This window comes from Haladaptatus halobius (genome assembly GCF_020618475.1).
GTDB lineage: Archaea > Halobacteriota > Halobacteria > Halobacteriales > Haladaptataceae > Haladaptatus > Haladaptatus halobius.
In genome coordinates, this window is record NZ_CP085335.1 from 692,709 (window position 1) to 716,934 (window position 24,226).

Genomic DNA, 24,226 nt, shown 5'->3' on the forward strand with positions numbered 1-24,226 from the left:
CAAACTACGCAACGACTGTTAGTACCAGTGTGCGAGATACAGAGGATGTATCCATCACAGAGGTCTCGCTTATATCGTCTCATCGACACTGAACCAACCGCTAACTAGACATATCTATTGAATGGCTGTACCAGCTGAAATATTGGTTGAGAGGTAGGGTGCCGTTCAGGAAGACACAGGGTTTCAATTCCAGCCAGGGTCCTGACCGGTGCGGTCGATAAGATCGGACCGACACGCTGGGCAATAGTCAGGGGTGACAGATTCGCTTCGAGGGACGTACACCGCACCGCCGCACTCCACGCACGCATCCGCAACGATGGTCGCGCAGTCCGCGCAGAGGTTGAAGTCGTCAACTGTGAGGTCGCGCAGCGGTTCGAGTTGTTTATCCAAGTTGTACTCGTCGATGACCGACTGACAGCTGTGGCACGGTTTCATGGCGATGCACTAGCACCATGCGACCACACCTTAAATACCTGCCTCCGAGAACTGACAGACTCACGGTAGCCCAGGCGAACAGTGTTCTTCTGGAGTTGTCGATGGTTTCTGATACTGATTCCGAACCAGAACCCTCACGAAGTGATTGGATCGTGCGTATTCACCGTAGTGATCTTTCCGCTACGTTCCGCTTATCGGCATCAGACTAGAAATGGATCTCAAGCCAATGCTTATTCGCGTCGCGATCCTATCTCACCTAATGAGCCTGTTCAGTAACGTCGGAAGGAAGTTCGAAAAAACGAAACGGACGTTTATCGATGACGAGGCGGCGGAGTATGCCTGTATGTCATGTGAAAACCCCGTGGATGAAGAATACGAATACTGCCCCCACTGTGGCAAGGAAACAGTTGAACCGGTCGAGTGATTCTGTCCAACAATCCGCACCCGTATCCGAGTACTACGTGGTCTATAGTTGTTGCCTGCTCCTGACCAGTGTTTTCGTTTCCTCTCGACGGGCCGTACTCTTGAACGATACTCCTCTGTGAATCGGCTGACCTCTACACCTACGTGCCAATTGTAGCGGAGAGTCATGGTACCTTAACTCTCGGAAGTGTTATCCGTACGTGGGGACTTTGTTTGTTTGTAATGGCAAACGGTAAGGTTGACTTCTTCAACGACACGGGCGGTTACGGTTTCATTTCGACTGACGACGACGACGTCGACGACGACGAGGACGTGTTCTTCCACATGGAGGACGTCGGCGGCCCCGACCTCGAAGAAGGACAGGAAGTCGAGTTTGACATCGAATCATCCCCTAAGGGACCGCGCGCGACGAACCTCGTCCGTCAATAATCGCGAATTTCACCCGTCGTTCACAGCGATGGATGACAACTCCGTTCTTTCACTGTCACGCGCCGTAGCTGATGCTATTTGTGCGCTCTATACTTTGCTATACGATCAAGCTCAATCTGAGAATCCTCTGTGCTGCATATGCGCCCTGTATCTCGCAGAGCCTCAACGAACTCTCGAACAGCTATCAGTAATTGCGTGCTGAATACAGAGGGTGTATTTACCGTGCTGAGTTGTAATTCTCAAGAAAGTATTTACTGGTCAATAATGTTTCTTCGCTATGAATAGACGCCGGCTCTTGGTTCACGGCACTGCCCTCCTCTCTGGCTGTAGCCGCTTCCAGCGGTCGATACTCGGTCACCATCTTGGCCACAATGTAACAATCCTTAACGGCATTGGCTCTCCCCTCCGATTGTGATTTACATGTGAAAAACGCAACCGATGAAGTGCTCTTGAACGAATATGCGACGATTGCGTATGACCATGGATGGACGAGTCGCCCATTTCGTGGACGCCCAACTACCATCCAAATCACCTTCAATGAACGTACTCGCGGCGAGACGGTATTTGAGAAGGGTGAGCGGTGGGAGAGACAATGGCCACGCCCACCATATGGTGAATGCACAGATGCGACTCTGTCAACCGCATTAGTTTATTTTTCAAAAAGATGAAACATACCTACAGGGTAGCTGTGAGACGATCACCACCTGGTAAAAATAGTCCTACGCCGTTTCGACCGCAAACAACCGGTAGGAGACGTGGAGATAGTTCAAAATGGGTCAGCGGACTGTTTGCCGCGAGTTACCTCTGCGGGGTTTCTGCGAAGAGTAGTGTCGGAATCCACTGTCGGAGGTCAAGATACATAGAGCAGTCGTGCAGCTCACATTGAACGGGTGGGAGTACTAATACGCACCACGAACGCTACAGCCAGTAAGCGTAGAGTGAAAGATATGCGCCCTCTATTCAGCTCGCTTGCCAAAACCTGTCACTTGATGCGGGTTTCAACGGAGCCGATTCTCCTAACGAGCATCGCTCTGGCCGCGAAAACGCGCGTCTTGAGACGAATCGGATTGTCTGGAAGAGGGACTGCGGAGCCTTGCCCCTGCGAAACGACCGGACGCGTGTCCGGCGTCGGACGATGGTGTCACACCTTCTGTCAATTTTAACAGAGCCACCGTGAGTACTATGCGGGGGAGGTCAAAGAGTTCGCCCGGAAGTATCCGATAGCGTAGCGGTCGCTCTCCATCAACTGAGCCACCCCAACCGAACGACGCACCGAACGAGGTGCCGACCGGAGGACGTACTTTCGACGGTAATCGGTACTACCATATCCGGACTCCGACCGTGGCCCGAAACGGCCGGCGGACGGGAAGAAAACGGCACCCAGAGCAACGGATTCACGGTTTACACGGTCAGCTCTTCGAGTCGGTCGTCGCTGATCGCTTGATCGAGGAGAATCTGTCCCGTCCCGCGCATCGCCGTACTCACGACCTCGGTAACGTCGACGTCGTTCTCTTCGAACTCCTCATGGAGTTCCATGTACTGGGCGACTGCGTACAGCGTGATACCGGTCTTGTAGACGCGTTTCACGTACTCCTTCCCGGCGTCGGTCAACGAGTGCGCCGTGAAGAACTGCCGGAGCGGTGCCGCGTCCATGTTGATGTGGAGGTCGAGCTCGTCGTCGTAGTCCATCACCTGAACGACGGTGTCCTCGTCGAAGGCGCGGTCGTACGAATCCCAATCCTCCTTATGGATCGGATGCGTGTTCGGCAGAATCATGTCCTTCGGCGCCGACCCGTGCGCGTCCGCCTCGGTACGCGTTCGACCGCGGTCGTCGTTCACTTCGACGTACTCGATCGTAAACCGTCGTTCGAGCGTCGTCTCGCCGTCGGCTCCGGCGGGCTGTACCTCAACGCGGACAGACGTTCGCTCGCCGGGCGTCGCGTTTTCGGCGGGTATCAGCGTGAGCGTGAGGACGCCGTTCAGCAGTCGCGTGGATTTGACGACCTCGCTCGGAGAGACCGCAACCGAACCGGGGTCGGCGTCCCGAGCGAGGAAGTCGTTCGGCGCGTCAAGGACGAGTCGCTGCCTCGCCTGCCCGCCTGTCGGCACCTCCTTCACGAATTCGGCTTCGGCGGAGGTCCCGTCGGCGGCGCTGGAATCTGGCCCCCAGACCTCGTAGTCGTTCGGCCCGTGGTACGTCTCGATGAGGTCGAGCGTCTCCGGGTATCGGTGATCCGGATCGTCGCCGACGGTAGCGTCACGAATTCGCGGCGGCGCTATCCGGTCGCCGGTGGCAAAGTACCGTTGGAGCGCCGGATTGCGTTCGAGAATCGTCATCAGCACGTCCTCCACGAGTTCGTCCGAATCGTCGCCCGGGAGTCGTTGCCGCCGACGTTGCTCCTCGTCGACGAGGATGTCGTTCGACGCGATGAGCGACTCCAGTTCGCGTTTCAGCGTGCGTCCGACGTGGCTGTTCCGCAGTCGGTCGCGCGACGCGGGGAACAGGTCGACGACGCTCGAATCGTCGAGGTCGGAGAAATCGACGAACATGAGGACGTCGCCCGCGACGTGCGGCAGACTGCATCGGTTCTTGATGAACGTCCGGCCCTGGTCGCCGTGTGTTTGCCCGTTGATAGCGAAGAAGATCGCCTGCTCTCGGTGTTTCTCGCCGCCGACGAAGTGTCGGTTCTTCACCGTCACGGGGTCGTATCCGCGTTCGTGCGTGAATTCTCCGTCCGCACTCCCGAGGTCGTCGAGCGTGGCGTCATCCTCGAAGAGAACGATGCGAACGTCGCGGGTACCGAGCGTCGAATCTTCGAAGTCGTACGTGATGGTTTGGTCGGCGGCGATCAACTCGTCGTACGCGTCGAGCGTCGAGAACAGGCCGTGCGTGGTCGCCGCATTCGGCGACTCGCCACGCTTATCCTCGAACGTCAGCGGCACGGGGGAATCGAGTAGATACCGCTCGAGGCGGTAGCGAAACGTGGTGGTGAACCGCGACGCCGCCTCCACGTTGTAGTCGAACAGCTTAATGATAGTGCCGGTGGAACGACCGTCGACCGTCCCGCTGAAGGTCGACACGTCGCCGCCGAGCGTGAAGTACTCGTAGCGGTCTTTCGCCTTGTTCTTTCGAATCAGCGTCCAACTCCACTCCTCGGGCCGCTCGACGCTCGCCGACAGGACAAGCTTGTAGCCCTGCATGCCGCAGAAAGGGAGGACGCCGGAACTTCCCATTCCGTACTTCCCTTGGAGGAACTCGTACTCCTGTTTGATCTTCCCGGGTTGGAGGAAGCCGAGGAACGTCTCCTCGAACCGCTCCGGCGGCTGTCCGCAGCCGGAGTCGGAGAGGGTCAGCGAGACAGACTCGTCCCTCGTCCCGTCGGCGGCGAGTCGTATCCCCTCGTCGTCAGGATCGACGAGCGTGTCGGCGGCCGCTTCGAGCGTCTCGAACTCGTCGCCGGTGTACTCGTCGCCGACGCGCTCGTGGTAGTTTTTCAGGAGGATGGCGTCGATGCTGTTGACGATGAGTTCCGTCATCGCGGCCATCGGGTCGGCCTGTTGGTTCTCGACGATGCCGTAGTTGTTTTCGATACCGCCGAGCGGTTTCCACTGGGCGGTCTCGAAGGGGGCATCGGTCAGCGCGGCCGTCACGTCGGCCTCGGTCTCTGCTGCTAGTAACTGTGCAGCGTCGTCTTGCGTGGTGTTGTACTGAATCGACATGGTATCGTGCAGCAAGTTGTATTTCGAATGCTGCGGGTGCGTTGCTGGTGTCGTCTCTCGAACGTGCTCCACGGGTGGTTCACGGACGATATCCTCGCGTTCTTGACGTCGTCTCCGAACCGCTTTCCGGCCGGTGTTGAATGAACCTCCGTGCGCCGTCTCGCGGGTCGTGCGCCGTAGTACGAGTGGTCTACGGCACTACCATTAGTAGTAACTTGACGTGGTTAAATATCTCGGTCGTTGTTCGGAGAAACGCCGGAGAAACGGTCGAAGCTGGCGATTCTCCCAGAATTTGATGTTCGACATCGCCTCGATGCTCGTCGTCTGATTGGACGCGTTCCGACGAGCGACGAATCGGGTATAACGGAGATGCAACTCCTAGTTTACGGGGGCGAAAAGCATTCACAGCATTGCGATTGTTAAATAGATTTTCCGACGAGTGTTCCCTCTCGGCATCGTTAAGCGTGTATCCAGTGTACAAATAGTATGAGTACGGCAACTGACCAGGACAGAAACGAGAGTGAGACCAGAGCGGATTCTGGTCGTCGAACGCTTCTGCTATTTATTATTACCTCGTTGACCTTCGGCACTGCCTTCGTTGGTATCAAGACTGGATTGATCGATATTCCACCGATACTGTTCGCAGCGTTGCGCTACGACATCGGTGCGGCTGTCCTTCTCACATACGTTTACTGGCGCGGTGGCTACTGGCGGCCGCGTACCCGCGGCGACCTAATGGCGGTCGTCATCGCCGGTTTCTTTCTATCGGGGCTAAACGCCACACTCCTCTTCTCTGGCCAGCAATACCTCACGACAGGGACCGCCGCTGTGATATTCAGCCTCGTCCCCGTCTTGGCGCCACTATTCGCACTGGCGTTGTTGCCTGAGGAGCGCTTTGATCCGCTTGGAATGGTCGGCATTCTACTCGGATTTGTCGGAGTGGCGATTATTGTCGGGTTGAATTCGCTATCTACGACCGGAGAGTCGACTATCCTTGGCGTCACACTAGTCGGGGGTGCTGCTGTCGCGGCGGCGTTCGGGAGTGTTCTTCTGAGCCGAACTGACCGCTCGATTCCAGGGTTGGGTATGACGGCGTGGGCACTCGTGCTAGCTGCTGGGTTAGTCCATAGTATCAGCGTGTTGATAGGTGAATCACCGGGGGACGCCACTCCAACGCTTCGGGCGCTCGTAGCTGTCCTTTGGGTTGGGATGCCGGCGACGGCGTTCGCCTTCCCTGCTTATTACGGTCTCATCGATCGCGCCGGGCCAGTCCGAGCAAACCTCACTAGCTATACGGTTCCGCTTGTGGCAACCGGCGTGGGTGCTGTCGTTCTTGGCGAGATAATCCCCGTGAGAACCGTCTTTGGCTTTGCAGTCATCGTCGTCGGCTTCATCCTAATCGAACGGCACAATCTCCTGTACGAAATACGGCGATTGCGAGGATTGCCCGTCCCGCCTGAGCACGGTGATGAGCATATCTGTGAATCCGCTCCTCGAGGGTAACGCGTCGGCCCGTTTCAGTGAACACAGCTCCGAAAAACGATGGAATAGGAGATACAGATCGCATTGAATTGTCCCCAGTTGCGGTGCTCGTCGGCGTCCTACGTCAGTGAGATCGTCATCTCGTCCGTTGCTGGATCGGAGAGTATCGTCTCAGTAGTAGCGAGTGAGTACCGTAGTTTGCGTTGTCAGTTATCACTAGTTTTTCGACGACGTTACGCAATTGCTTCCATGTACTCATCATGTGTGCCACCGTTCAGATGCGATGCCCATTCAGCACTCCTAAAGTATCAAAACTCATTATTGATGGTGTCCACAACCTTCTGACGATCAAATAGCTATTCTTCCTTGAGAATCTCGGGCTACGGGCCCTTCTCGTATGTCGGCTATTGGCCGAACTGGTCGGGATGACGTTCGACGTCCACATCACCACCGACCGGGGCTGGTACGAGGTTACGGCTATCCTCCGAGTCGAGTAATTATTTTGGACGGTCTTCGTACCCGTCCGTTCAGCCGAAGTGCGCGACGAGACTCTCCGCCCACCGTCGGTTGGCGTCCTCCGTCCGTCCGGCGATGTGCGGCGTGTGAACGACGTTATCCCGCCCGAGGAGCGGATCGTCCAACGGCAGCGGTTCCTCGTCCCACACGTCCGCGGCTAAGATGAGTTCGTCGGCGAGCACGCGCTCCCGAAGCGCCGCCATATCGCAGACGCCCGCCCTGGTGATGAGGACGACAAGACAACCCTCCGGGAGCGTGTCGATGTGGTCGGCCGTGATCAGCCCGCGAGTCGCCTCGGTGAGCGGGACGGTCGGCGCGAAGATGTCGGCGTCGCGGACGAGCGCGTCGAGGTCGTGCACCCGACGCGCACCCGAGCGGTGGAAACAGGGTTCGTCGGCGTACGGGTCGTAGGCGGCGACGTCGGCGCCGAGAAAGTCGGCGACGCTCGCGTATCGGCTGCCGATGTTGCCGACGCCCGCGACGCGTACGCACTTGCCCGAGACTGTTCCGTTCACGAACGAGAGGTCGTCGGCGAACTGGTGCCCCCTGGCCTCCGGAATCTCGTTGTCGAGTTGGTCGAGATCCCACGGGTCGTGGCTCTCGATCATCCCCCGGTACTTCTGGGGGAGCTTTCGTAGCGCGTCGATGGTCAGCGCGATACCGAATTCGGACACCGACTCGCTCCAGAAGCCTTCGTTCGTGTGGTCGTGGACGGTCACCCCGCGGTCTTCGAGCGCGACCGAGACGGACTCGTCGATCGAGTACATCGACGTGGTCATCACGAACGCTTCGGTTAGGTTCGAGAAGGACGACAGCCGCGTGTCGTCCACCCTGACGCCCAGCGAGACGAGTTGCGTGACGCTACTCGGGTCGGCGACGGCGTCCGTCAGAGGCGTCGCTCGTTGGTCATCCAAGCGAACGAATTCGACCGGCCCGTCGCGTTCCCACAGACGGCGGAGATGCTTCACCGCGAGGGGCCAGACGTCTTCGAAAAGCGGGTCGACGACAATGGTGCGTGACATTGATGTGTATCCTCCTATGGTTCGAGTTTTCCTCTGTCGAAGAGATACCGCACGTTTTCGAGCACTTGGGCCGGCATCCGTTCCGGGGACGAGGGGTACGGCGGCACTTCGGCGGTGATCCAACCGTCGTACTCGATAGCCGCGAGCGCATCGACGACGCTCTCCCAGTCGATGTCGCCTTGGAGCGGGTACGTCGGTCGATGTGCGTCCGTGAGCCAGTCCTTGACGTGTATCTTGGAGATGTGTTCTCCGAGTTCGCGTATCCATCGGTTCGGAAGTCCCCACCGGAACCCATTGCCGATGTCGAAGTACGCGGTCACCGGCCCGGCGTCGGCGGCGGCGTCCAGAAATCGACCGAACTCCGACGGGGAGTAGAGGAAGTCGTTCTGGACGTTCTCGATGGCGACGCGGACGTCCCGCTCGGCGGCGTACCGGGCGAGTTCGCGCACGGATTCGAGCGCCCGGTCGTAGCAAGCGTCGTACTCGGCGGACGGTTCGACCACCGCCGGGACGACGAGCACCTCGTCGGCGTCGAAGGTCGCTGCGGCGTCCACCGTTTCTTTCCCGATTTCGATGCCTCGCTCCCGCGTCTCGTCGTCGGGACTCGACAGCGGATACTCCCAGTAGAGTATGGTGGAGACCGCCGGGATGGCGAGGTCGTTCGCCGCCGCCACCCGCTTCATTTCTCGGCGGCCAGCGTCGGTCGTGATCGCGCCGTCCGCGGTGTAGTTCGGTTCGACGCCGTCGTAGCCCGCGGTCGAGACGATATCGCACGTTCGCTCGAAGTCGTCGGTCGGGAATCCAGCTTGGTTCAGTCCGTAGTTCATGGGTTCGTGGATGTTGATTCGGGTGATTTCGATTCGCGTCGTCTCACCGCGTTCGCCCGACGAAGCAACGCCGTCAAGAACTCGGCGTGACTCCACGCCAGCGGCAGCGCGAAGCTGACGACGTTGCGCTCGGTCGTCTGGTCCGCGAGATCCCGATACGCGTCCTTCATGTGGCCTAACTCTTCGACCACGAGGTCGAAGGGGACGTCGCGGAGAACGTCCTCGTCGAACTCCTTCTCGAAGTCCCGTCTCGTGTGCCACTCGTTTTCCATGAACGACTCGAACCGCGCGCGCGTCGTCAGGTGTTCCGGGATGTGGCCCCTGCCGTCGGCGTACCGGGCGATGGTTTCGAGCACGGCGTCCCCACGCTCGATGTCGCCGCGGTCGAACCGATACTGCGCGTGCCACGCCGTGTACTGCATCCATGGGCCGTTACCGCCGTGCTGTTGCACATCGTAATCCCGGTAGAACCCGAGGAACCGCTGGAGACCGCCGAGTTCCGGGTCGTCGAGCGCGGCGACCGCCCGTTCGGCGGCTTCCTCCGCGCTCTCGCCGAAGAGATCCTCGAGTCCGAAGTAGTAGGGTGCCAGCAAGGTGATGTCGGGTCGCGTATCGATGTCGCCGGTCGGCGAGTACCGACGGGGGACGTGTTGGGTGCTCGTGAACGCCCGTTTTACGCCGCCTTCCAGTTGCGTTCGAAACTCCTCGATGGTCTCGACGACGGCAGGAGTGTCGTCGCGGAGGGTAGACAGCGCATCGACGGTTCGCCGAAGGGCGGCGACGAAGGTGCAGTTCACCCACAGCGTGTAGCCGGACTCGATGCGCCCCTCGTGGATGCTCGTCGTACTCTCGATTAGCTGCGCGTTCGGGTCGTACAGTTCGTCCCGAACGAACGCGACGGCGCGCTCGACGGCCTCGGTGGCGGTCGCGGAGAAGTCATCGTCGACGGCGTCGACCGAGTCGGTTTCGTCGAGCGCGATGAGCGCGTGCGCGAGGACGCGCAGCCCATGTCCGGTGTTGTCCTCTTGGATGTAGATACTCTTGTCCATCCCGTCGAGCGCGTATCGTTGCTGCCACGCTCCGTCTTCGCCGTGGACGGCGAGCAGGAATTTGGCCGCGTCGACGACGTGTCGTTTGCAGTCGTCCGGCCGAACGTCGGCTTCGACGGCGGCCAACCACGCTCGCGTTATCGAGGCGATGTCGCGCGGGTAGGCGTACGGGTATCGGTTGTCGGGCGAACTGGCCAACGGCACCGCACCGCGACACTCCGCCGGATACACTAGATCGTCCAACACGTCGAGGTGGAACTCCGGCGTCAGGATGCGGTCGGGGACTTGTTCGACGGCGCTTGCATGCTGCAGTGAATCGTCGGTCATGGATCGATTGACACTTATTCGGATTGCGTGAGAGGTTGATTTTCGCGCGACTGTGCGGCGGTACCTCGCGTCTTCAGAGCTCGCTCCGACTCGGGGTCGAAGAGGTAGACGTCGGCGGGGTCGACCGAAACGCCGACCGTCTCGCCCGGATTCGGATACACGTCCGGCGGTACCCGCGCGGTGAGATTCTGGTCGGCGGTTGACAGGTGGAGGAAGTTGTCGTTGCCTTGGTACTCGGCGACGGTCACGGACGCTTCGAACGAAGCCGACTCGGCGGCCTCGTCGACCCGGAGGTCTTCGGGTCGCAGCCCCGCGCGCACCTCCGCTCCGTCGTCGCAAGGAACCGAGTCGGCGGGGAGGGTGGCGAACGCGACTCCTTCCCGACGAAGCGTCACCTCGTCGCCCGACGCGTCGACGCGAGCGTCGAAGGTGTTCATCGAGGGGCTGCCGAGGAACGTCGCCACGAACTCGTTCACGGGGTGGTCGTACGCGGTTTCCGGCGGCGCCACCTGCTGGAGTTCGCCGTCATCCATGATGGCGATGCGGTCGGCCATCGTCATCGCCTCCGTTTGGTCGTGCGTGACGTACACCGTCGTCACGCCGAGGTCGTCCTGGATGTCCTGGAGCTCCGTCCGCATCCGCGACCGCAGCTTCGCGTCCAGATTCGACAGCGGTTCGTCGAGCAAGAACACGTCAGGATCGCGGACGATGGCGCGTCCGAGCGCGACGCGTTGTTTCTGCCCGCCGCTCATCTCGTCGGGGATATCGTCGAGTAGTTCGGTGATGTCCAGCAAGGCCGCGACGTCCTCGACCTTCTCCTCTCGCGCTCGCTCGTCCAAGTCGGTCGAGTGTTTGAGCCCGTACTCGATGTTCTCCCGGGCGGTCATCTTGGTGTAGAGCGCGTAGCTCTGGAACACCATCGCGAGGGAACGCTCGCTCGGCGCCAGTTCCTGCACTTCCCGGTCGCCGATTTCTATCGTTCCCGACGTGACGGTTTCGAGTCCGGCGATCATTCGGAGGGTCGTCGATTTCCCGCAGCCGGACGGACCGACGAAGACGACGAACTCGCCGTCTTCGGCGGCGAGGTCGAGCTCCTCGACCGCGGTTTCCCGGCCCTGTGCGTCGTCGTAGATCTTCGTGAGACCGTTCAGTTCAAGCGTCGCCATCGATATCACCTCGTTCGTCCGCAGTCGCGTCGCCGTTCGCACGGCGTATTCGAGACCGTTCACTCATCGCACCGCCTCCCCGTCGTCGAACGCGTGCAGTTCGTCGACGTCGAAAGCGACGTCGACGCGATCACCCTCGGAGAGGCCGGCGGGGAGGTCCCGAAGCCGCGCGGTGAAGCGCGAGCCGTCCCGAACCAACGCGAGTTCGTACGCGTTTCCGAGCGGTTCGACGACGGCGACGTCGCATTCGAACGTGTCGCCGTACTCCGCGTTCGAACTCGGCCGTCCGCCGCCGTTCGTCAGGTGGACGTTCTCCGGGCGGATGCCGACGGTGTCCGCATCGGCCGGGAGCGACGTCCCGAGCGAAACCGGCTCTCCGTCGGGAAAGAAACGAACCTCCCGGCCGCCGTCCACGTCGAAGAAGTTCATCGGCGGGTTCCCGATGAAGCCGGCGACGAACTCGTTCACCGGTCGTTTGTAGATTTCCTCCGGCGTACCGACCTGCTGGAGTTCTCCGTCGTTCATCACCGCGATCCTATCGGCGACGCTCATCGCCTCCTCCTGATCGTGAGTGACGTACACCGTCGTCGTCCCCAGTCGCTGTTGGAGCTCCCGAATCTCGAACCGCGTCTGGACGCGCAGTTTCGCGTCGAGGTTCGACAGCGGTTCGTCGAGCAGGAACGCCTTCGGTTCCCGGATGATCGTCCGGCCGACCGCGACGCGCTGGCGCTGTCCGCCGGACAGTTGTCCGGGCTTCTTATCGAGCAGATCGCCGATTTCGAGCAGTTCGGCCGTCTCCTCGATCTTCCGCTTCTTGTCGTCCTTCGAGAGATCCATCTTCCCCAGCGGGAACGCGAGGTTCTCCCGCACGGTTTTGTGGGGGTACAGCGCGTAACTCTGGAACACCATCGAGAGCTCTCGCTTCTGCGGAAGGGTTCTGGTGACGTCGGTGCCGCCGATGTCGATGGTGCCGTCCGTCGGCGTCTCCAGTCCGGCGATCATCCGGAGCGTCGTCGATTTCCCGCAGCCGGACGGTCCGAGCAGGACGAGGAACTCGCCGGACTCGACCTCGAGCGAGAGGTCGTCGACGGCGACGACACCGTCGTACTCCTTTCGGAGCCCGTCGAGCGCGATGCCAGCCGCGTCGCCCGATTCGGCGGCCCGGTCAGTGGGTGCGTTTACCGCCATCGTTATCCCTCCACCGAGCCGAAGGTCAGACCCTCGACCATGTACTTTTCGAGGTAGATGAACATGACGATGATCGGAATGCTCGTCATCAGCGATGCGGCCATGATCTGCCCCCAGACCTGATGGAATCCCGTCGAGAGCGCTTCGAGCCCGATGGGGAGGGTGTAGTTGCTCTGGCTCCGGAGGAAGATACTGGCGAAGAGGTACTCGTTCCAGGCGATCATGAACGTGTAGATGAACACGGCGACGATGGCCGGTGCCGAGAGCGGGAGCGTGATTCGGAAGATCACCTCGAGCCGCGAGTAGCCGTCCATCATCGCGGCTTCCTCGATCTCGGGCGGGACGCTCCGGAAGTAGTTCCCGAGCATGTAGAGCGAAACCGGGAGCGTTTGAACGAGGTACGTGATGATGAGACTCCCCGGCTTGTCGACCAGCCCGAGCCAGACGACGATCTGGAAGAGCGGGACGACGAGCAGGATGCCGGAGAACATGTAGACGAGGAGCACCCCGCGGGAGAACAGTCCCCGCCCCCGGTACTCCAGCCGTGCGAAGCTGTACGCGCCGAACGTGGCGACGACGACCGACAGGCCGCCGGTGATCACCGAGATGATGAGGCTGTTCTTGAAGTACGTGGCGAACGGAAACGTCTGCGGACTGAAGACGCTCTCGTAGTGTTTGAGCGTTAGATCCTGCGGGACGAGCGTCGGCGGTAGCGAGTAGATCGCGCTTTCGCCCATGAAGCTCGTCACTACCATCCAGTAGAACGGGAACAGGGAGACGAACAGCGTCACCCCTATCGAGAGGTAGAACACTAACTGTTCCCACCGGCTTGTCTCGATGTGATTGCGTCCGAACGCGCTCTTGAACCCGTCGACTGTCGTCGTGTATATCATCTTGAGCATGTATCACCACTCCAGTACCCAGCTGACGTACATGAGGACGAACCCCATGAGGGCGAGGAACAGCACCATCGCGATGGCGGCGGCCTGCCCCTGATTGTAGTTGGCGAACGCGGTCTGATAGGCGTAAATCGGTAGCGTCTGCACCTGCCGCGTCAGCAGCCAGATGTCCGCGAACTTGTTGAAGTTCCATATCCAGCGAAGCAGAAACACGGTGCCGAGGACGTACTTCAGTTCGGTGAGCGTGATGTCCTTGAACTGCGCGAGACGCCCGGCCCCGTCAATTTTCGCCGCTTCGTACATGTCCGATGGAATCGCTTGCAGGCGTGCGATGATCATGAGGAAGGCGAAGGGAAAGTACCGCCACGCGTCGAACAGGACGACCATCGGCAGTGCGGTCTTCGCGTTGTTGAGCAAGTCGAGTTGCCCGCTCGACCAGCCGAGAACGTTGGTCAGCAGGAACGGTACCAGTCCGTACAGCGGGTCGAGCAGCCACTGCCAGATGTACGCCACCGCGATGAGCGGTGCGACGTAGGGGAGCAGCATGAGTCCCCTGGCGATCCGCCGACCGCGGAACTGGCGGTTGAACAGGAGCGCGACGGCGAGTCCGCCGATGGTGGCGAGACTGTCGCTGAAGAACGTGAAGACGACCGTGTTCTTCAGCGCCGCCCAGAACGCGGCGCTCGAAAAGAGCGTCTCGTAGTGGCTCAGTCCGACCCACGTCGGCGATTCAGTGGGCGAGATCGGAACCCGATTGAAGCTCAGGTAGACGTTGTACGCCACCGGGTACAGGATGACCGCGGCGACGAGGACGATGGCCGGCGCGATGAGTAAGTAGCCGAGGATCGCTTCTTTCTGCTCTATCGTGTACTCTCCGTCGGGTTTCAGCTTCGACGTTGTTTTCGTTGACATTGGTGAAAATCACCGCTGGCGAGCGTCGCGTCGGCTACTGCCCGATGGCCTCGCGCATCTTCTTCGCCTGCTCCTTGGCGACCGTGGCGGCGTCGTCGCCGCCGGCGACGCGGGAGACGGCCTCGGCGATCAGATACTTGTTCGTGATCTGACCGAGTTTCGGGAACGATTTCCCCTCGACGTAGCCGAACCGCTCGATGTTCTCGAACGCGCCGGAGATATCCTTGAGGGTCGACCCCCACGCTTTCAGCGTCTCGTCGTTCTTGAACTGCTTGCTCTGCGCGGTCGGTTTGAGGACGGGGTTCATCCCGCCGGGGGCCATGTGGAGCCACTTGACGTAGTTATCGCCGGTCATGAGGTACTCGGTGTACTTCTTTCCGGCCTTCAGTTTCTGCTTCGACGCGGAGCTGAAGTGACTGAGCGTGACGACCTGCCCGAAGGAGCTTTTGCGCTTCTTCTCTACGTGCGGCGCGAACCCTGTATCTTTCACCATCTTCGACCCCGCCTTCGCGGCGTCGCCCATGAGGTACGACGAGTATTCGACGAGGTGACACTGCTTGTTGAGGTATGTGTGGTTGGCCGTCTTCCACGTGTCCTTCCCCGGGGGCGTGTACTGGGCCAACTTCCCGTAGAACTCCAGCGCCTCGATCATCTCCTTGTTGTCGAAGACGATGTTCCCCTGTTTGTCGAACACTCGCGCGCCGTTCGACCGCGCGAACGGTGTGAAACACTGACGAGCGAACGAGGTCTTTTTCGTCCCGACGACGATGCCGAACTGGTTCTTGTTCGGCTTGTGGAGGGTCTTCGCGGCGTTCAACAGCGCATCCCACGTAGTCGGTTGTTTCAGACCGTTCTCTTCGAGGACGCTCTTGCGGTACCAGAAGCCTTGCACCCAACCGTGCATCGGTACCGCGTAATGTCCACCATCGGGTGCGCGGGTGAGGTTGAGAGCGCCGTCGTAGAACTTGTCCCTGCCGATTGATTCGATCACGTCCTTCGCGGCGCTCTTCGAAAGCAGTCCGCTACTGCCCAACTTCTGCATCGGGGAGAGGCCGAACTCCGCGACCGTCGGAAGCGTGTTCGACGCCCGTGCGGAGGAGATGCGGGTCGGCAGTTCGTCCTCCTTCACGGTTCGCATCTGAACGCTCGTCTCGTGGCTCGATTCGTACCCCTTGATTAGCTCCTTGATGACCTGCTGTCGGTCGTTCTCGACCTGCGTCGTCCAGAACGTTATCGACGACCCTCCGTTACCGCCTTGGTTGCCTCCGTTCTTCCCCTCCGTCCCGTCGTCGCCACCACCATAGAGGCTTCCGAGACACCCCGCGAGGGACGTCGCAACGGAGGCCCCTCCGACCGCCTTGAGAACGTTACGTCGGGATTTCGAGGCCGCGTCGATGTCGTCTGTCATGGTATGGCTTCGCACCAACGTTCTTAGACAAAATATATAAAATTTGCCCTCTGTGTTGATACTGTAGTGAATATGAATGCGTATGAACGAACATTTACGACTGCGCCGCGCGATTTGCGGGAACCTTTACCGGTGGAGATTCGAGGATGCGGTAAATGAACGAAGAGGAGTTACGCGACGGGCTGGCTGAAGCGGGGCTGTCGGAGTACCAAGTGAAGGCGTACGTCACGCTCTTGGAACTCGGGAGCGCGGCGGCGACGGACTTGGCCGAGAAAGCCGACGTTCCGCGGTCGCGGATCTACGACATCCTCCGCGACCTCGAAGATGAGGGGTACGTCGAGACGTACGAGCAGGATTCGTTGCGCGCTCGGGCGCAGGATCCGACGGAGATCTTCGAAGAGCTCCAAGCGCGTGCGGACGTGCTGAGCGACACGGCGGAGGAAATCAGAGAGCGGTGGCAGAAAACTGGCGTGGGCGGACACCGAATCAGCGTCCTCAAGCGAGTCGAAACGGTGCTCGAACGGGCGGAGTTGGCAATACGAGACGCGGAAAATCAGGTGCAACTCTCGATCCGACCCGGCCAGTTCGACCGTCTGAAACCGGCGCTCCGTTCCGCCGTCGAGAACGACGTGTTCGTCACGGTCTCATTCAACACGTCGCCCGAGCAGCCGTCCTCCCCGCCGACCGACGACGAGATGCGCGACGTCGTGACGGAAGCCCGGCACAGGGATCTACCGGCACCGTTCCTCGTTCTGGTTGACCGGGAAGTGACGTGTTACGCTCCTCACATGCGTTCGGTCGGTCAGTTTGGCGTCGTGTTCGAGGATACGACGCTGACGTACGTCTTCCACTGGTACTTTCAAGCGGCGCTCTGGGAGTCGTGGCCGGTCGTCTACACGACCCGCGACGACGGCCTTCCGGCCGAGTACGTCGACATCCGGGAGTGTATCCGCGATATCGCCCCGCTTCTTGCCGACGGTGCGACCATCGCCGCGTCCGTTCGCGGCAAAGACGCCGGGCGGAAACGAACGCACGACCTCCGAGGCCGAGTGACCGACGTTCTCTACGCGAATCCGGACGGCGACGAGAGTGCGACGCCGTCCCTCTCCAGTTTGGCCGGACAGGCGACGCTCGTGCTGGAGACGGACGAGGGGGAGTACGGCATCGGCGGTTGGGGAGCGATCCTCGAAGATATCGAGGCCGAACGGGTGATCATCGAATCGGTACGGTTCGACGACGCGTGAGTACGCCCGGGGAACCGATCGCTGGTCTCGTTCCCTGGGGGTCCTCAAACCCGAACTTCCGACCGGAATCCGAAGATCACCCGCTCCATTTGGCCGTTGTTGCTCCGAACGAAGTACGGTAGTACGTCGACCCACCGGTTAGAGGAACGACCGCACGTCGTTATCGAACCGCGAACGGTCGTCTCGTGGGGAATCCACAACTGTCGTCGATCGAACGAAACCGGGAATGCAGACCCGACGCCGAGGCGAATCGTCGCCTCCGCCCGCCAGTATCGTTATGCCGGGCAACGTGCTACGAATCCGCATGGGAGATATCGACGTCGCCATCGGCGTGGACGCGGACTGCGTCGCCGGGTGGCTCGGATCGTACGGTGGGGAAGATTCGCCGGCGGATCTGTCGCGGGGGCTCTCGGCTGGTAACGAAGGCATTCCGCGGATGCTGGAACTGTTCGAGACCGAAGACGTGACCACGTCGTGGTACGTCCCCGGCCACACCATCGAAACGTTTCGGGACGAAATCGAAGCGGTCGCGGACGCGGGTCACGAACTCGGCATCCACGGCTATTCGCACGAGAATCCGACGGATCTCACCCGTGAGCAGGAGGACGCGATCATGGAAGCGTCGATCGATCTGATAAAAGATATCACCGGAGAGCGGCCGGCCGGCCACCGCGCGAGTTGGTGGGAGTTCAGCGAAAACACGCCGGAACTCGTGGAGAAACATGATTTCCTCTACGACAGCAGCCTGATGGAACGGGAGTTCGAACCGGGGTACATGCGAAAGGGAGACCGGTGGGAGAAGATCGACTACGAGCGAGATCCGGATACGTGGATGGAGCCGTATCGATACGGCGAAGAGACGGACGTCGTCGAGATTCCGATCAGTTGGTACCGCGACGACATTCCGCCGATGATGTTCATCAAACACCCTCACTACAACATGGGGTACGCGAGTCCGAGGATGATCCACGAGGAACTCTACAAGGCGCAGTTCGACTTCCTCTACAACCGCCGCGGTGCGGGCGTCTACACGCTGACCATCCATCCGGACGTCCATGGGAAGCCCCACATGATTCCGCTCCTCGAGGAGTTCATCCAGTACGTCAAGGGCCACGAGAACGCCGAGTTCAAGACGCTCGAAGCTATCGCTCGAAAGTACGAGGACGACCCGTCGGTCTACGAGAGCGACGGCGAGTACGTCTAATCCTCGAACAGCGCTTGAATCGATTCGAGGTCGTCGTGTTCTGACAGCGCGAGCGTCAGCTTGAGGCGCGCTTTCTGCGCCGGCAAATCTCCCTCGAACATCGCGCCGTACTCTCGAAGCTTCGCCCCACCGCCCACTCCCCCGTAGATTGGCGCGGTTCGACCGGCGATGCACCGCGATGTCACGACGACCGGAATCCCGTCGTCGACCGTGGACCGGACGAACGCCCCGAGTTCGGCGGTGACGTTCCCGAGTCCGGTCCCTTCGACGACGAGTCCGTCGGCCCCCCGCTCGACGACCGCCTTCCCTACCGTCTCGTCGACGCCCGCTCCGCTCCGTATCGCGTACACCGACGGTTCGAGCGATCCGTTCGCGATAGGGGTCGTTTCGCTTCGCGGTCGGCGGAGTATCCGCACGCCCTCGCGGTCGACCGTGGCGACCGGGCCGACGTCGGGCGAGTCGAACGCGTCGAGCCTCGACGTATGGACTTTGGTCCCGAACCGGGCGGCGTGGACCGTCCCGTCGAACGCGATGAACGTTCCGCCCCGTCCCTCGTTCGCGAAGGTTCTGGCGGCCTCGAACGTCGTGACAAGGTTCGCCGGCCCGTCCGAGGACACCTCGTCGGGACGTCGCTGCGCCCCGGTGAGAAACACCGGCGTCTCCGGTTGTAAGGTGGCGTCGAGGTAGTACGCCGTCTCCTCCATCGTGTCCGTCCCGTGCGTGACGACCACCGCGTCGACTGCCGCGTCGCCGATTCGGTCGTAGACGCGGCCGCCGATCGCTTCGAGCGTCTCCGCGTTCAGTTCGTAGCTCGGAATCTGGGCCACCTGCTCGACTTCGATATCGCCGACCGCGTCCAGTTCCGGAACCGCCTCGACGAGTCGGTCGCCGCCTTCCGTCGGTACCGCACCGTTTTCGCCCGCCGTACTGGCGATCGTCCCGCCGGTGCTGAGCACGGTCACGTTCATGAGCGCCGGTACGTCCTACAGGAAAAATCGGTGCGGGGTTCTCTCCGATGGTGGCCCGAATCTCTTAGAACGGGCTCCCACTGATGCTATCGTACAATTACTATTAACGGACGGCCGTTTACTATCGACTTATGGATGGAACGCCCTACCGTCTCGATCGTCACCGCGGCGTACAACGCGGAAAAACACATCGAACGGGCGCTCGAGAGCGTCCGACGACAAACCGTCGACACGTTCGAAATCGAGCACATCGTCGTCGACGATGGTTCGGTCGATAGAACGGCGGCTATCGTCGAAGCGTTCGACGCATCGTACCTGCGTCTCGTAGAAAACGAGCGAAACAGCGGCGACGGGACGATAGCCTGCAATCGAGGAATCGAGGAGGCGCGCGGCGAGTATCTCGTGGTGCTCGACGCGGACGACGAGTTTCTCCCGTCGTTGGTCGAGCGGATGTCGGACGTTCTCGTGGCTCGGCGGGATATTGATTTCGTCTACGGCGATTACTACGAGCGATTTCCCGACGGTGAACGAGTCCGAGTCGATACGGGGACGGACATCATGAACACCGTCAAAGTCGGGACGATGCATCGGACGGAACGACTCCGGGAATTCGACCTGTACGACTCGGAGATGATCTTCGCGGAGTACGATCTGTTACTGCGGTACCTAGACGCTGGCCTCGATGGCTACCACATCGATAATCCGCTGTTCGTATACCATCGACGAAGGGACAGCGAAACCGCCGACCGTTCGAGAGTCGAAGCCGGCAGAGAGGAACTGAAAGCGAAATACGGTCGGAACCTTCAGTTCCGGGATTACGAGTTCTGAGCGGGGTTCGAAGGGGCCAAGAGGTGAGGGCGTTCCCGTCGAGTCGCCGGGCGACCGACGGACGTGACGGTAGTGTCTTCAAGCGTTCCTCCTAAAGGGAAACCGAACACCATGTCAACTCGTCGGAATCGTGTCGCGCTCGCCGGAATCATCTTCGTCATCCTGCTCGCACAGGTGCTGCTGTATCCGGGTATCGACACGTTGGTCGTCGTCTTCGGTGGGGCGGAAACGCTCTCCGCGAGCATGTGGTTTCTCGCCGCCGAGTTCGCCGCGTTCGTCGCGTTCGCCGGTCTCTGGGGTGCGGTGAGCGACGCGACGGGTCGACGCGTCCCGTTCATCGTCGCCGGGACGGTCGGCGGCTTCGTCGGGTACGGTCTACTCGGTCTGTTGCCGACGCTCGGTGTGGCTACCTTCGGCGCGGCGGTCGCACTCAGGGTCTTTCAAGGGGCGGCGACCATCGGCGCGTTCTCGCTGGCGATCACGATGCTGATGGATCTCGAGGGCGGCCACGGTCGGAACATGGGGGCGGCCGGAATCGCCATCGGCGGGGGAACCGCGCTCGGGGCACCGCTCGGCGGCCAGCTCTACGAACTCGGGCCGCTCGTCCCCGTCTATATCGCCAGCGGACTGCTGCTGGTCGTCGCGCTCGTCGCGGCGGTCGTCCTCGAAGATAGCGAGACGAGCACCCGTCGGGAGGGAGTTTCGGGCGCTATCGTCCGGATTCGGCAGACACCACTGTTGCTCGTCCCGTACGCCTTCGGGTTCATCGACCGCCTGACGGCCGGGTTCTTCGCGCTCGTCGGGACGTTATACTTTCGGGAGGTCTTCGAACTCGACCCCGGGACGACCGGCCTCATGCTCGCGCTCTTCTTCGCGCCGTTCGCGCTCCTCCAGTATCCGTTCGGCGTCGTCTCGGACCGAATCGGGCGAACGATTCCCATCGTCGTCGGGTCGACGCTGTACGGCGTCGCCGTCGTCGGCGTCGGCGTCGCGCCGTCGGTTCGCGCGGCCGCGCTGGCGATGATTCTCGTCGGCGTCATCGGCGCGATGATGGCTCCGGCGACGATGGCGCTCGTCACCGATCTGGCACCGAGCAGCGACCGAGGAGTCGCGATGGCCGGCTTCAACGCGTTCGGTAGCGTCGGATTCTTGGCCGGTATCCTCGTCGGCGGCGCGGTGGCCGACCGGTTCGGCTACGTGTCCGCGTTCGTCGTCGCCGGCGGCGTCGAAATCGCCCTCGCGGTGCTCGTCCTTCCGGTGGTCTTCCGGGTCGACCGGTTCGAGACGCCACATCCGCGGTGGTAATACAGTCTCTACTTAGCACCTTAGCCACCGAGCTGTTAGATTTGTGGTGCGAATGTACCACGGGTTTCCCCCCGGAAATGAGACGACTCGATAACCGCCGTGCTGAATATAGAATATAACTTCAGCGGACCTCGATCTGATCGGCCAGAACAGTCTTTGACGGATACAGCGATTTAGATGCCTACGATGAGCGAAACGAACGCAAACGAAGCAACTGGGAAACTTGTCGTGGGAACATTCCTGACGCTCGATGGTGTGATGCAGGCACCAGGTGGCCCCGAGGAGGACCGTGACGGTGGCTTTGAACAGGGTGGCTGGTCGGTGAACTACTGGAACGAGCAGATGGGCGAGATCATAGACGGCCAGTTCGCCGAGGCCGACGCGCTGCTGCTCGGCAGAAAGACGTACGAGATCTTCGCCGCACACTGGCCCAACGTCGATGCGGAGGATGATCCCGTGGCGACGAAACTGAACAGCATGCCCAAATACGTCGCCTCCAGGACCCTCGACGTGGTGGAGTGGAACAACTCGACGCTCCTCTCGGGTGACGTCGCGGAGGCCGTCGAGGATCTCAAGACGGAGCGCGGGGACGTGATCATGGTGCAGGGGAGCCACGATCTGATCCAGACGCTGCTCGCACACGACCTCGTCGACGAGTTCTGGCTCTGGATATTCCCCTTGGTGCTGGGGGACGGGAAACGGTTGTTCGAGGCGGGGACAATTCCTGCGGCCCTTGAACTGACGAAGGCGGAGACATCGAGTACAGGGGTGCAGATGCTTCGATACGAGCGGTCGGGAGAGATTGATCTTGGCTCGTTCGCATTGGATGATGTAACGGAGTGATTCTCGGTACTGACGCGAGTCCGTCACCACTAAAAGCCGAGCAAAATACGAGGTCTGAGACGCGTCCTGTATTCAGCTCGTGATTTCTACCAACCATACGTTAGGTCAAGATCAACCGTGGCGCTGCAAGGGCGCTGTTCCCTTGCCTGGACGCCCTCTAGCGGCCGACCTTGGCGGGTGCTTTCACGCCTTGGTCCTCGGCGCGATCCGGAACACGGGGTACCGGCCCGCCACCTCCTCGAACTCTTCGAGCGGCGCGTCCTTGTTCACGGGGATGTGCACCCTGGCGTTCGGCGCCCGCCCCAGGTAGGCCTTCAGAACGGGCGCGCGCCGTTCCGGCGCCACTTCCTCCAGGCGCACCTCCTCCCGGCGGCCGTGGCGCAGGACGGCCTCTCCCTCGACCGCCCTGACGTTGCGCACCCAGTTGGCGCCCTCCCCGAGCATGGATACGAGGTAGCGCTCGCCCCCCACGTCTGCCACGACGAGCGGCAGGCTCACGGTCCGGCCGGACTTCCGGCCCGGCACCTCCAGGGTGACGAGGTAGTCCGGGCCGACCCCGCGCGCGGAGAGCGCGGCGGTGAACCGGTCGGCGAGGCGCGCGATCCGATTGGGGCGTCCGCCGCGGTACAACCACTTCCTCAGTTCCATTGTTTGTCTCCTTTCCCCGGGGGCAGGCAGTCCCGTGCGCGGTCCCTGGCGGTCCAGTCGCCGACTCGACCGGCACCGCGGAGGTTCTCTTGCATCCGTCCCAACATGGCCGCGAGCGCGCGTGCCTCCTCCTCCAAGAAACCGGCCAGGAGTTCCTCGTCCACGCTCGTCTCTTGGGCCATATAGCCGATGGACGAGCGGACAGCGCCCGCTTTGCCGACGACATCGAACCCGTTGACCGTCTCCGACCTAGCAGTAGGACGTAACAGCGTCACGAACGTCTTGATAGCGGTTGTCTTGCCTGCCCCGTTCGACCCTAAAAACCCGAAGAATTCATCCTTGGGGGTTTCGAGGTCGATACCGCGAACCGCTCGGGTACCGTCCGAGTACGTGAGTTCGACGTTCCTCGCTGTGATCGCAGTCGAGGAAACCTCCTGTGTATCGGTCGTTTCGATAAACAAGATCACACTCCCTCCGTTTCATTCAGAACCGGTCGTGAAGCGGCTTCATTTGGAGCGTCGTTGTATCCCTTATCGGTACCTTGCTTCTCCATCACGTAGGGACAGTGACCAATTGTTCTCGGATGTAACGCAACCGCGAAGGCACGGCGTGGTGCCTCGATCGGCAGAGAATCGTATTTACGAAGAGACATACTCCCTCCTGTCGATTCGGCTATTAGTCTCGGTATGGCTCACTGGCGTGGCAGTTCCGCGCACGAAGGGTCTGAACGGGCTAACACCGATACTCAGCGTTTCGATCTCGTCGAGAGCGAAGGGACCCGCTGCAATCCAGTCGTCCGTTCGACGGTTGAGATGGCAACCGTTGTCGACCCGTTTCCAGAGTGGTGTCATCGCGTCCTGAACGTAGCCACGCAGACCGTCCGACCGAACGTGTTCGAGAAAGCGGAATTCGCCATCCTGCTTCACGACGCGGTGGACTTCCTTGAGGGCCCGAGGAGGGTCCTGTACCGTACAGAACACCGCGGAGGCGATGACCACGTCGAACGTATCGTCCGCATAGGGCAGGGATTCAGTCCGTCCTGATCGCAGATGCATGTCCAGATCGTGCGCGCTGGCTGTTCGCTTCGCCTGCCTCCGCCTGTTGGGATCCGGTTCGATTGCATGCAGGTGGAGTGTTGGCTCACGCTGGACTGCTGTTCGCAGGTACGGGACCATTGCACCTCTCCCCGCGCCGAGATCCAGTATCACTCCTTCGAGATCGCGTGCAAGATACCGCCGATGATCAGCAAGGTCAAAGCGCTCAGAGAGCGCGGCGACGATCGGCTGATCAGGAGTTGGTGGTTTCGTTTCCGTCCGGTTCGTGTTGCCTCTTTCAGCTTTTCTGCTCGGCATGAGTTGGTGATATGGACGATCCACCTATGCA

22 protein-coding genes are annotated in these 24,226 nt (G+C 60.9%); 8 read left to right on the plus strand and 14 right to left on the minus strand.

Annotation, left to right across the window (positions count from 1 at the left end):
- Positions 1-183: 183 nt before the first annotated feature.
- Positions 184-435 carry a DUF7571 family protein gene (locus tag LIW51_RS03955; protein ID WP_227375926.1) on the minus strand — a complete coding sequence of 84 codons (252 nt, stop codon included), beginning with the start codon at positions 433-435 and terminating at the stop codon, positions 184-186.
- 259 nt (positions 436-694) lie between these two features.
- On the opposite strand from LIW51_RS03955, the gene LIW51_RS03960 reads away from it, so the two are divergent.
- Together LIW51_RS03960 and LIW51_RS03965 are read left to right on the plus strand one after the other, a co-directional pair.
- On the plus strand, positions 695-859 hold the full coding sequence (locus LIW51_RS03960; protein ID WP_227375927.1) for a zinc ribbon domain-containing protein: 165 nt from the start codon (positions 695-697) through the stop codon (positions 857-859).
- 221 nt (positions 860-1,080) lie between these two features.
- Positions 1,081-1,287, plus strand: coding sequence for a cold-shock protein (locus LIW51_RS03965; protein WP_227375928.1), 207 nt, complete (start codon positions 1,081-1,083; stop codon positions 1,285-1,287).
- Positions 1,288-2,688: 1,401 nt separating this feature from the next.
- On the opposite strand, the gene LIW51_RS03970 is transcribed toward LIW51_RS03965, so the two are convergent.
- Positions 2,689-5,079, minus strand: coding sequence for a hypothetical protein (locus LIW51_RS03970; RefSeq protein WP_227375929.1), 2,391 nt, complete (start codon positions 5,077-5,079; stop codon positions 2,689-2,691).
- Between the two features lie 414 nt (positions 5,080-5,493).
- Here LIW51_RS03970 and LIW51_RS03975 point away from each other — a divergent pair, with 414 nt between their 5' ends.
- Positions 5,494-6,510, plus strand: a complete 1,017-nt coding sequence (locus tag LIW51_RS03975; protein WP_227375930.1) for a DMT family transporter — start codon at positions 5,494-5,496, stop codon at positions 6,508-6,510.
- A 506-nt stretch (positions 6,511-7,016) separates the two neighbouring features.
- Here the strand turns inward: LIW51_RS03975 and LIW51_RS03980 are convergent.
- From LIW51_RS03980 to LIW51_RS04015, 8 genes are all read right to left on the minus strand, one after another.
- Positions 7,017-8,027 (minus strand): NAD(P)-dependent oxidoreductase, encoded by a 1,011-nt coding sequence (locus tag LIW51_RS03980; protein WP_227375931.1) that lies wholly within the window; start codon positions 8,025-8,027, stop codon positions 7,017-7,019.
- 14 nt (positions 8,028-8,041) lie between these two features.
- Positions 8,042-8,854: a sugar phosphate isomerase/epimerase family protein gene (locus tag LIW51_RS03985; protein WP_227375932.1), complete on the minus strand. Its 813-nt coding sequence runs from the start codon at positions 8,852-8,854 to the stop codon at positions 8,042-8,044.
- Positions 8,851-10,230 carry a glucoamylase gene (locus LIW51_RS03990; RefSeq protein ID WP_227375933.1) on the minus strand — a complete coding sequence of 460 codons (1,380 nt, stop codon included), beginning with the start codon at positions 10,228-10,230 and terminating at the stop codon, positions 8,851-8,853. The genes LIW51_RS03985 and LIW51_RS03990 overlap by 4 nt, the downstream gene beginning before the upstream one ends.
- A gap of 14 nt (positions 10,231-10,244) precedes the next feature.
- A complete protein-coding gene (locus LIW51_RS03995; RefSeq protein ID WP_227376735.1) occupies positions 10,245-11,396 on the minus strand; it encodes an ABC transporter ATP-binding protein in 1,152 nt (383 codons plus the stop codon).
- A 63-nt stretch (positions 11,397-11,459) separates the two neighbouring features.
- A complete protein-coding gene (locus LIW51_RS04000) occupies positions 11,460-12,584 on the minus strand; it encodes an ABC transporter ATP-binding protein (RefSeq protein ID WP_227375934.1) in 1,125 nt (374 codons plus the stop codon).
- 2 nt (positions 12,585-12,586) lie between these two features.
- Positions 12,587-13,486 carry a carbohydrate ABC transporter permease gene (locus LIW51_RS04005; protein ID WP_227375935.1) on the minus strand — a complete coding sequence of 300 codons (900 nt, stop codon included), beginning with the start codon at positions 13,484-13,486 and terminating at the stop codon, positions 12,587-12,589.
- A 3-nt stretch (positions 13,487-13,489) separates the two neighbouring features.
- Positions 13,490-14,395 (minus strand): carbohydrate ABC transporter permease, encoded by a 906-nt coding sequence (locus LIW51_RS04010; protein WP_227375936.1) that lies wholly within the window; start codon positions 14,393-14,395, stop codon positions 13,490-13,492.
- Positions 14,396-14,429: 34 nt separating this feature from the next.
- Positions 14,430-15,803, minus strand: a complete 1,374-nt coding sequence (locus tag LIW51_RS04015) for an ABC transporter substrate-binding protein (protein WP_227375937.1) — start codon at positions 15,801-15,803, stop codon at positions 14,430-14,432.
- Between the two features lie 155 nt (positions 15,804-15,958).
- Between LIW51_RS04015 and LIW51_RS04020 the strand changes: the two genes are divergently transcribed.
- Complete coding sequence (locus LIW51_RS04020) at positions 15,959-17,047, plus strand: TrmB family transcriptional regulator (RefSeq protein ID WP_227375938.1); 1,089 nt, start codon at positions 15,959-15,961, stop codon at positions 17,045-17,047.
- Positions 17,048-17,351: 304 nt separating this feature from the next.
- Positions 17,352-18,251 carry a polysaccharide deacetylase family protein gene (locus LIW51_RS04025; protein WP_227375939.1) on the plus strand — a complete coding sequence of 300 codons (900 nt, stop codon included), beginning with the start codon at positions 17,352-17,354 and terminating at the stop codon, positions 18,249-18,251.
- On the opposite strand, the gene LIW51_RS04030 is transcribed toward LIW51_RS04025, so the two are convergent.
- On the minus strand, positions 18,248-19,219 hold the full coding sequence (locus tag LIW51_RS04030; protein ID WP_227375940.1) for an asparaginase: 972 nt from the start codon (positions 19,217-19,219) through the stop codon (positions 18,248-18,250). The two genes, LIW51_RS04025 and LIW51_RS04030, sit on opposite strands and share 4 nt — an antisense overlap.
- 135 nt (positions 19,220-19,354) lie before the next feature.
- On the opposite strand from LIW51_RS04030, the gene LIW51_RS04035 reads away from it, so the two are divergent.
- From LIW51_RS04035 to LIW51_RS04045, 3 genes are all read left to right on the plus strand, one after another.
- Positions 19,355-20,047 carry a glycosyltransferase family 2 protein gene (locus LIW51_RS04035; RefSeq protein WP_227375941.1) on the plus strand — a complete coding sequence of 231 codons (693 nt, stop codon included), beginning with the start codon at positions 19,355-19,357 and terminating at the stop codon, positions 20,045-20,047.
- A 111-nt stretch (positions 20,048-20,158) separates the two neighbouring features.
- Positions 20,159-21,352, plus strand: coding sequence for an MFS transporter (locus LIW51_RS04040; RefSeq protein ID WP_227375942.1), 1,194 nt, complete (start codon positions 20,159-20,161; stop codon positions 21,350-21,352).
- Positions 21,353-21,538: 186 nt separating this feature from the next.
- Complete coding sequence (locus tag LIW51_RS04045) at positions 21,539-22,195, plus strand: dihydrofolate reductase family protein (RefSeq protein ID WP_227375943.1); 657 nt, start codon at positions 21,539-21,541, stop codon at positions 22,193-22,195.
- A 183-nt stretch (positions 22,196-22,378) separates the two neighbouring features.
- Here LIW51_RS04045 and LIW51_RS04050 read toward each other — a convergent pair whose 3' ends face one another.
- The 3 genes from LIW51_RS04050 to LIW51_RS04060 form a co-directional block, all read right to left on the minus strand.
- Positions 22,379-22,843 (minus strand): nitroreductase/quinone reductase family protein, encoded by a 465-nt coding sequence (locus LIW51_RS04050; protein WP_227375944.1) that lies wholly within the window; start codon positions 22,841-22,843, stop codon positions 22,379-22,381.
- A complete protein-coding gene (locus LIW51_RS04055; RefSeq protein WP_368411767.1) occupies positions 22,834-23,304 on the minus strand; it encodes an ATP-binding cassette domain-containing protein in 471 nt (156 codons plus the stop codon). Before LIW51_RS04055 ends, LIW51_RS04050 begins: the two co-directional genes overlap by 10 nt.
- Before the next feature lie 177 nt (positions 23,305-23,481).
- A complete protein-coding gene (locus tag LIW51_RS04060; RefSeq protein ID WP_227375945.1) occupies positions 23,482-24,195 on the minus strand; it encodes a class I SAM-dependent methyltransferase in 714 nt (237 codons plus the stop codon).
- Positions 24,196-24,226: the final 31 nt, after the last annotated feature.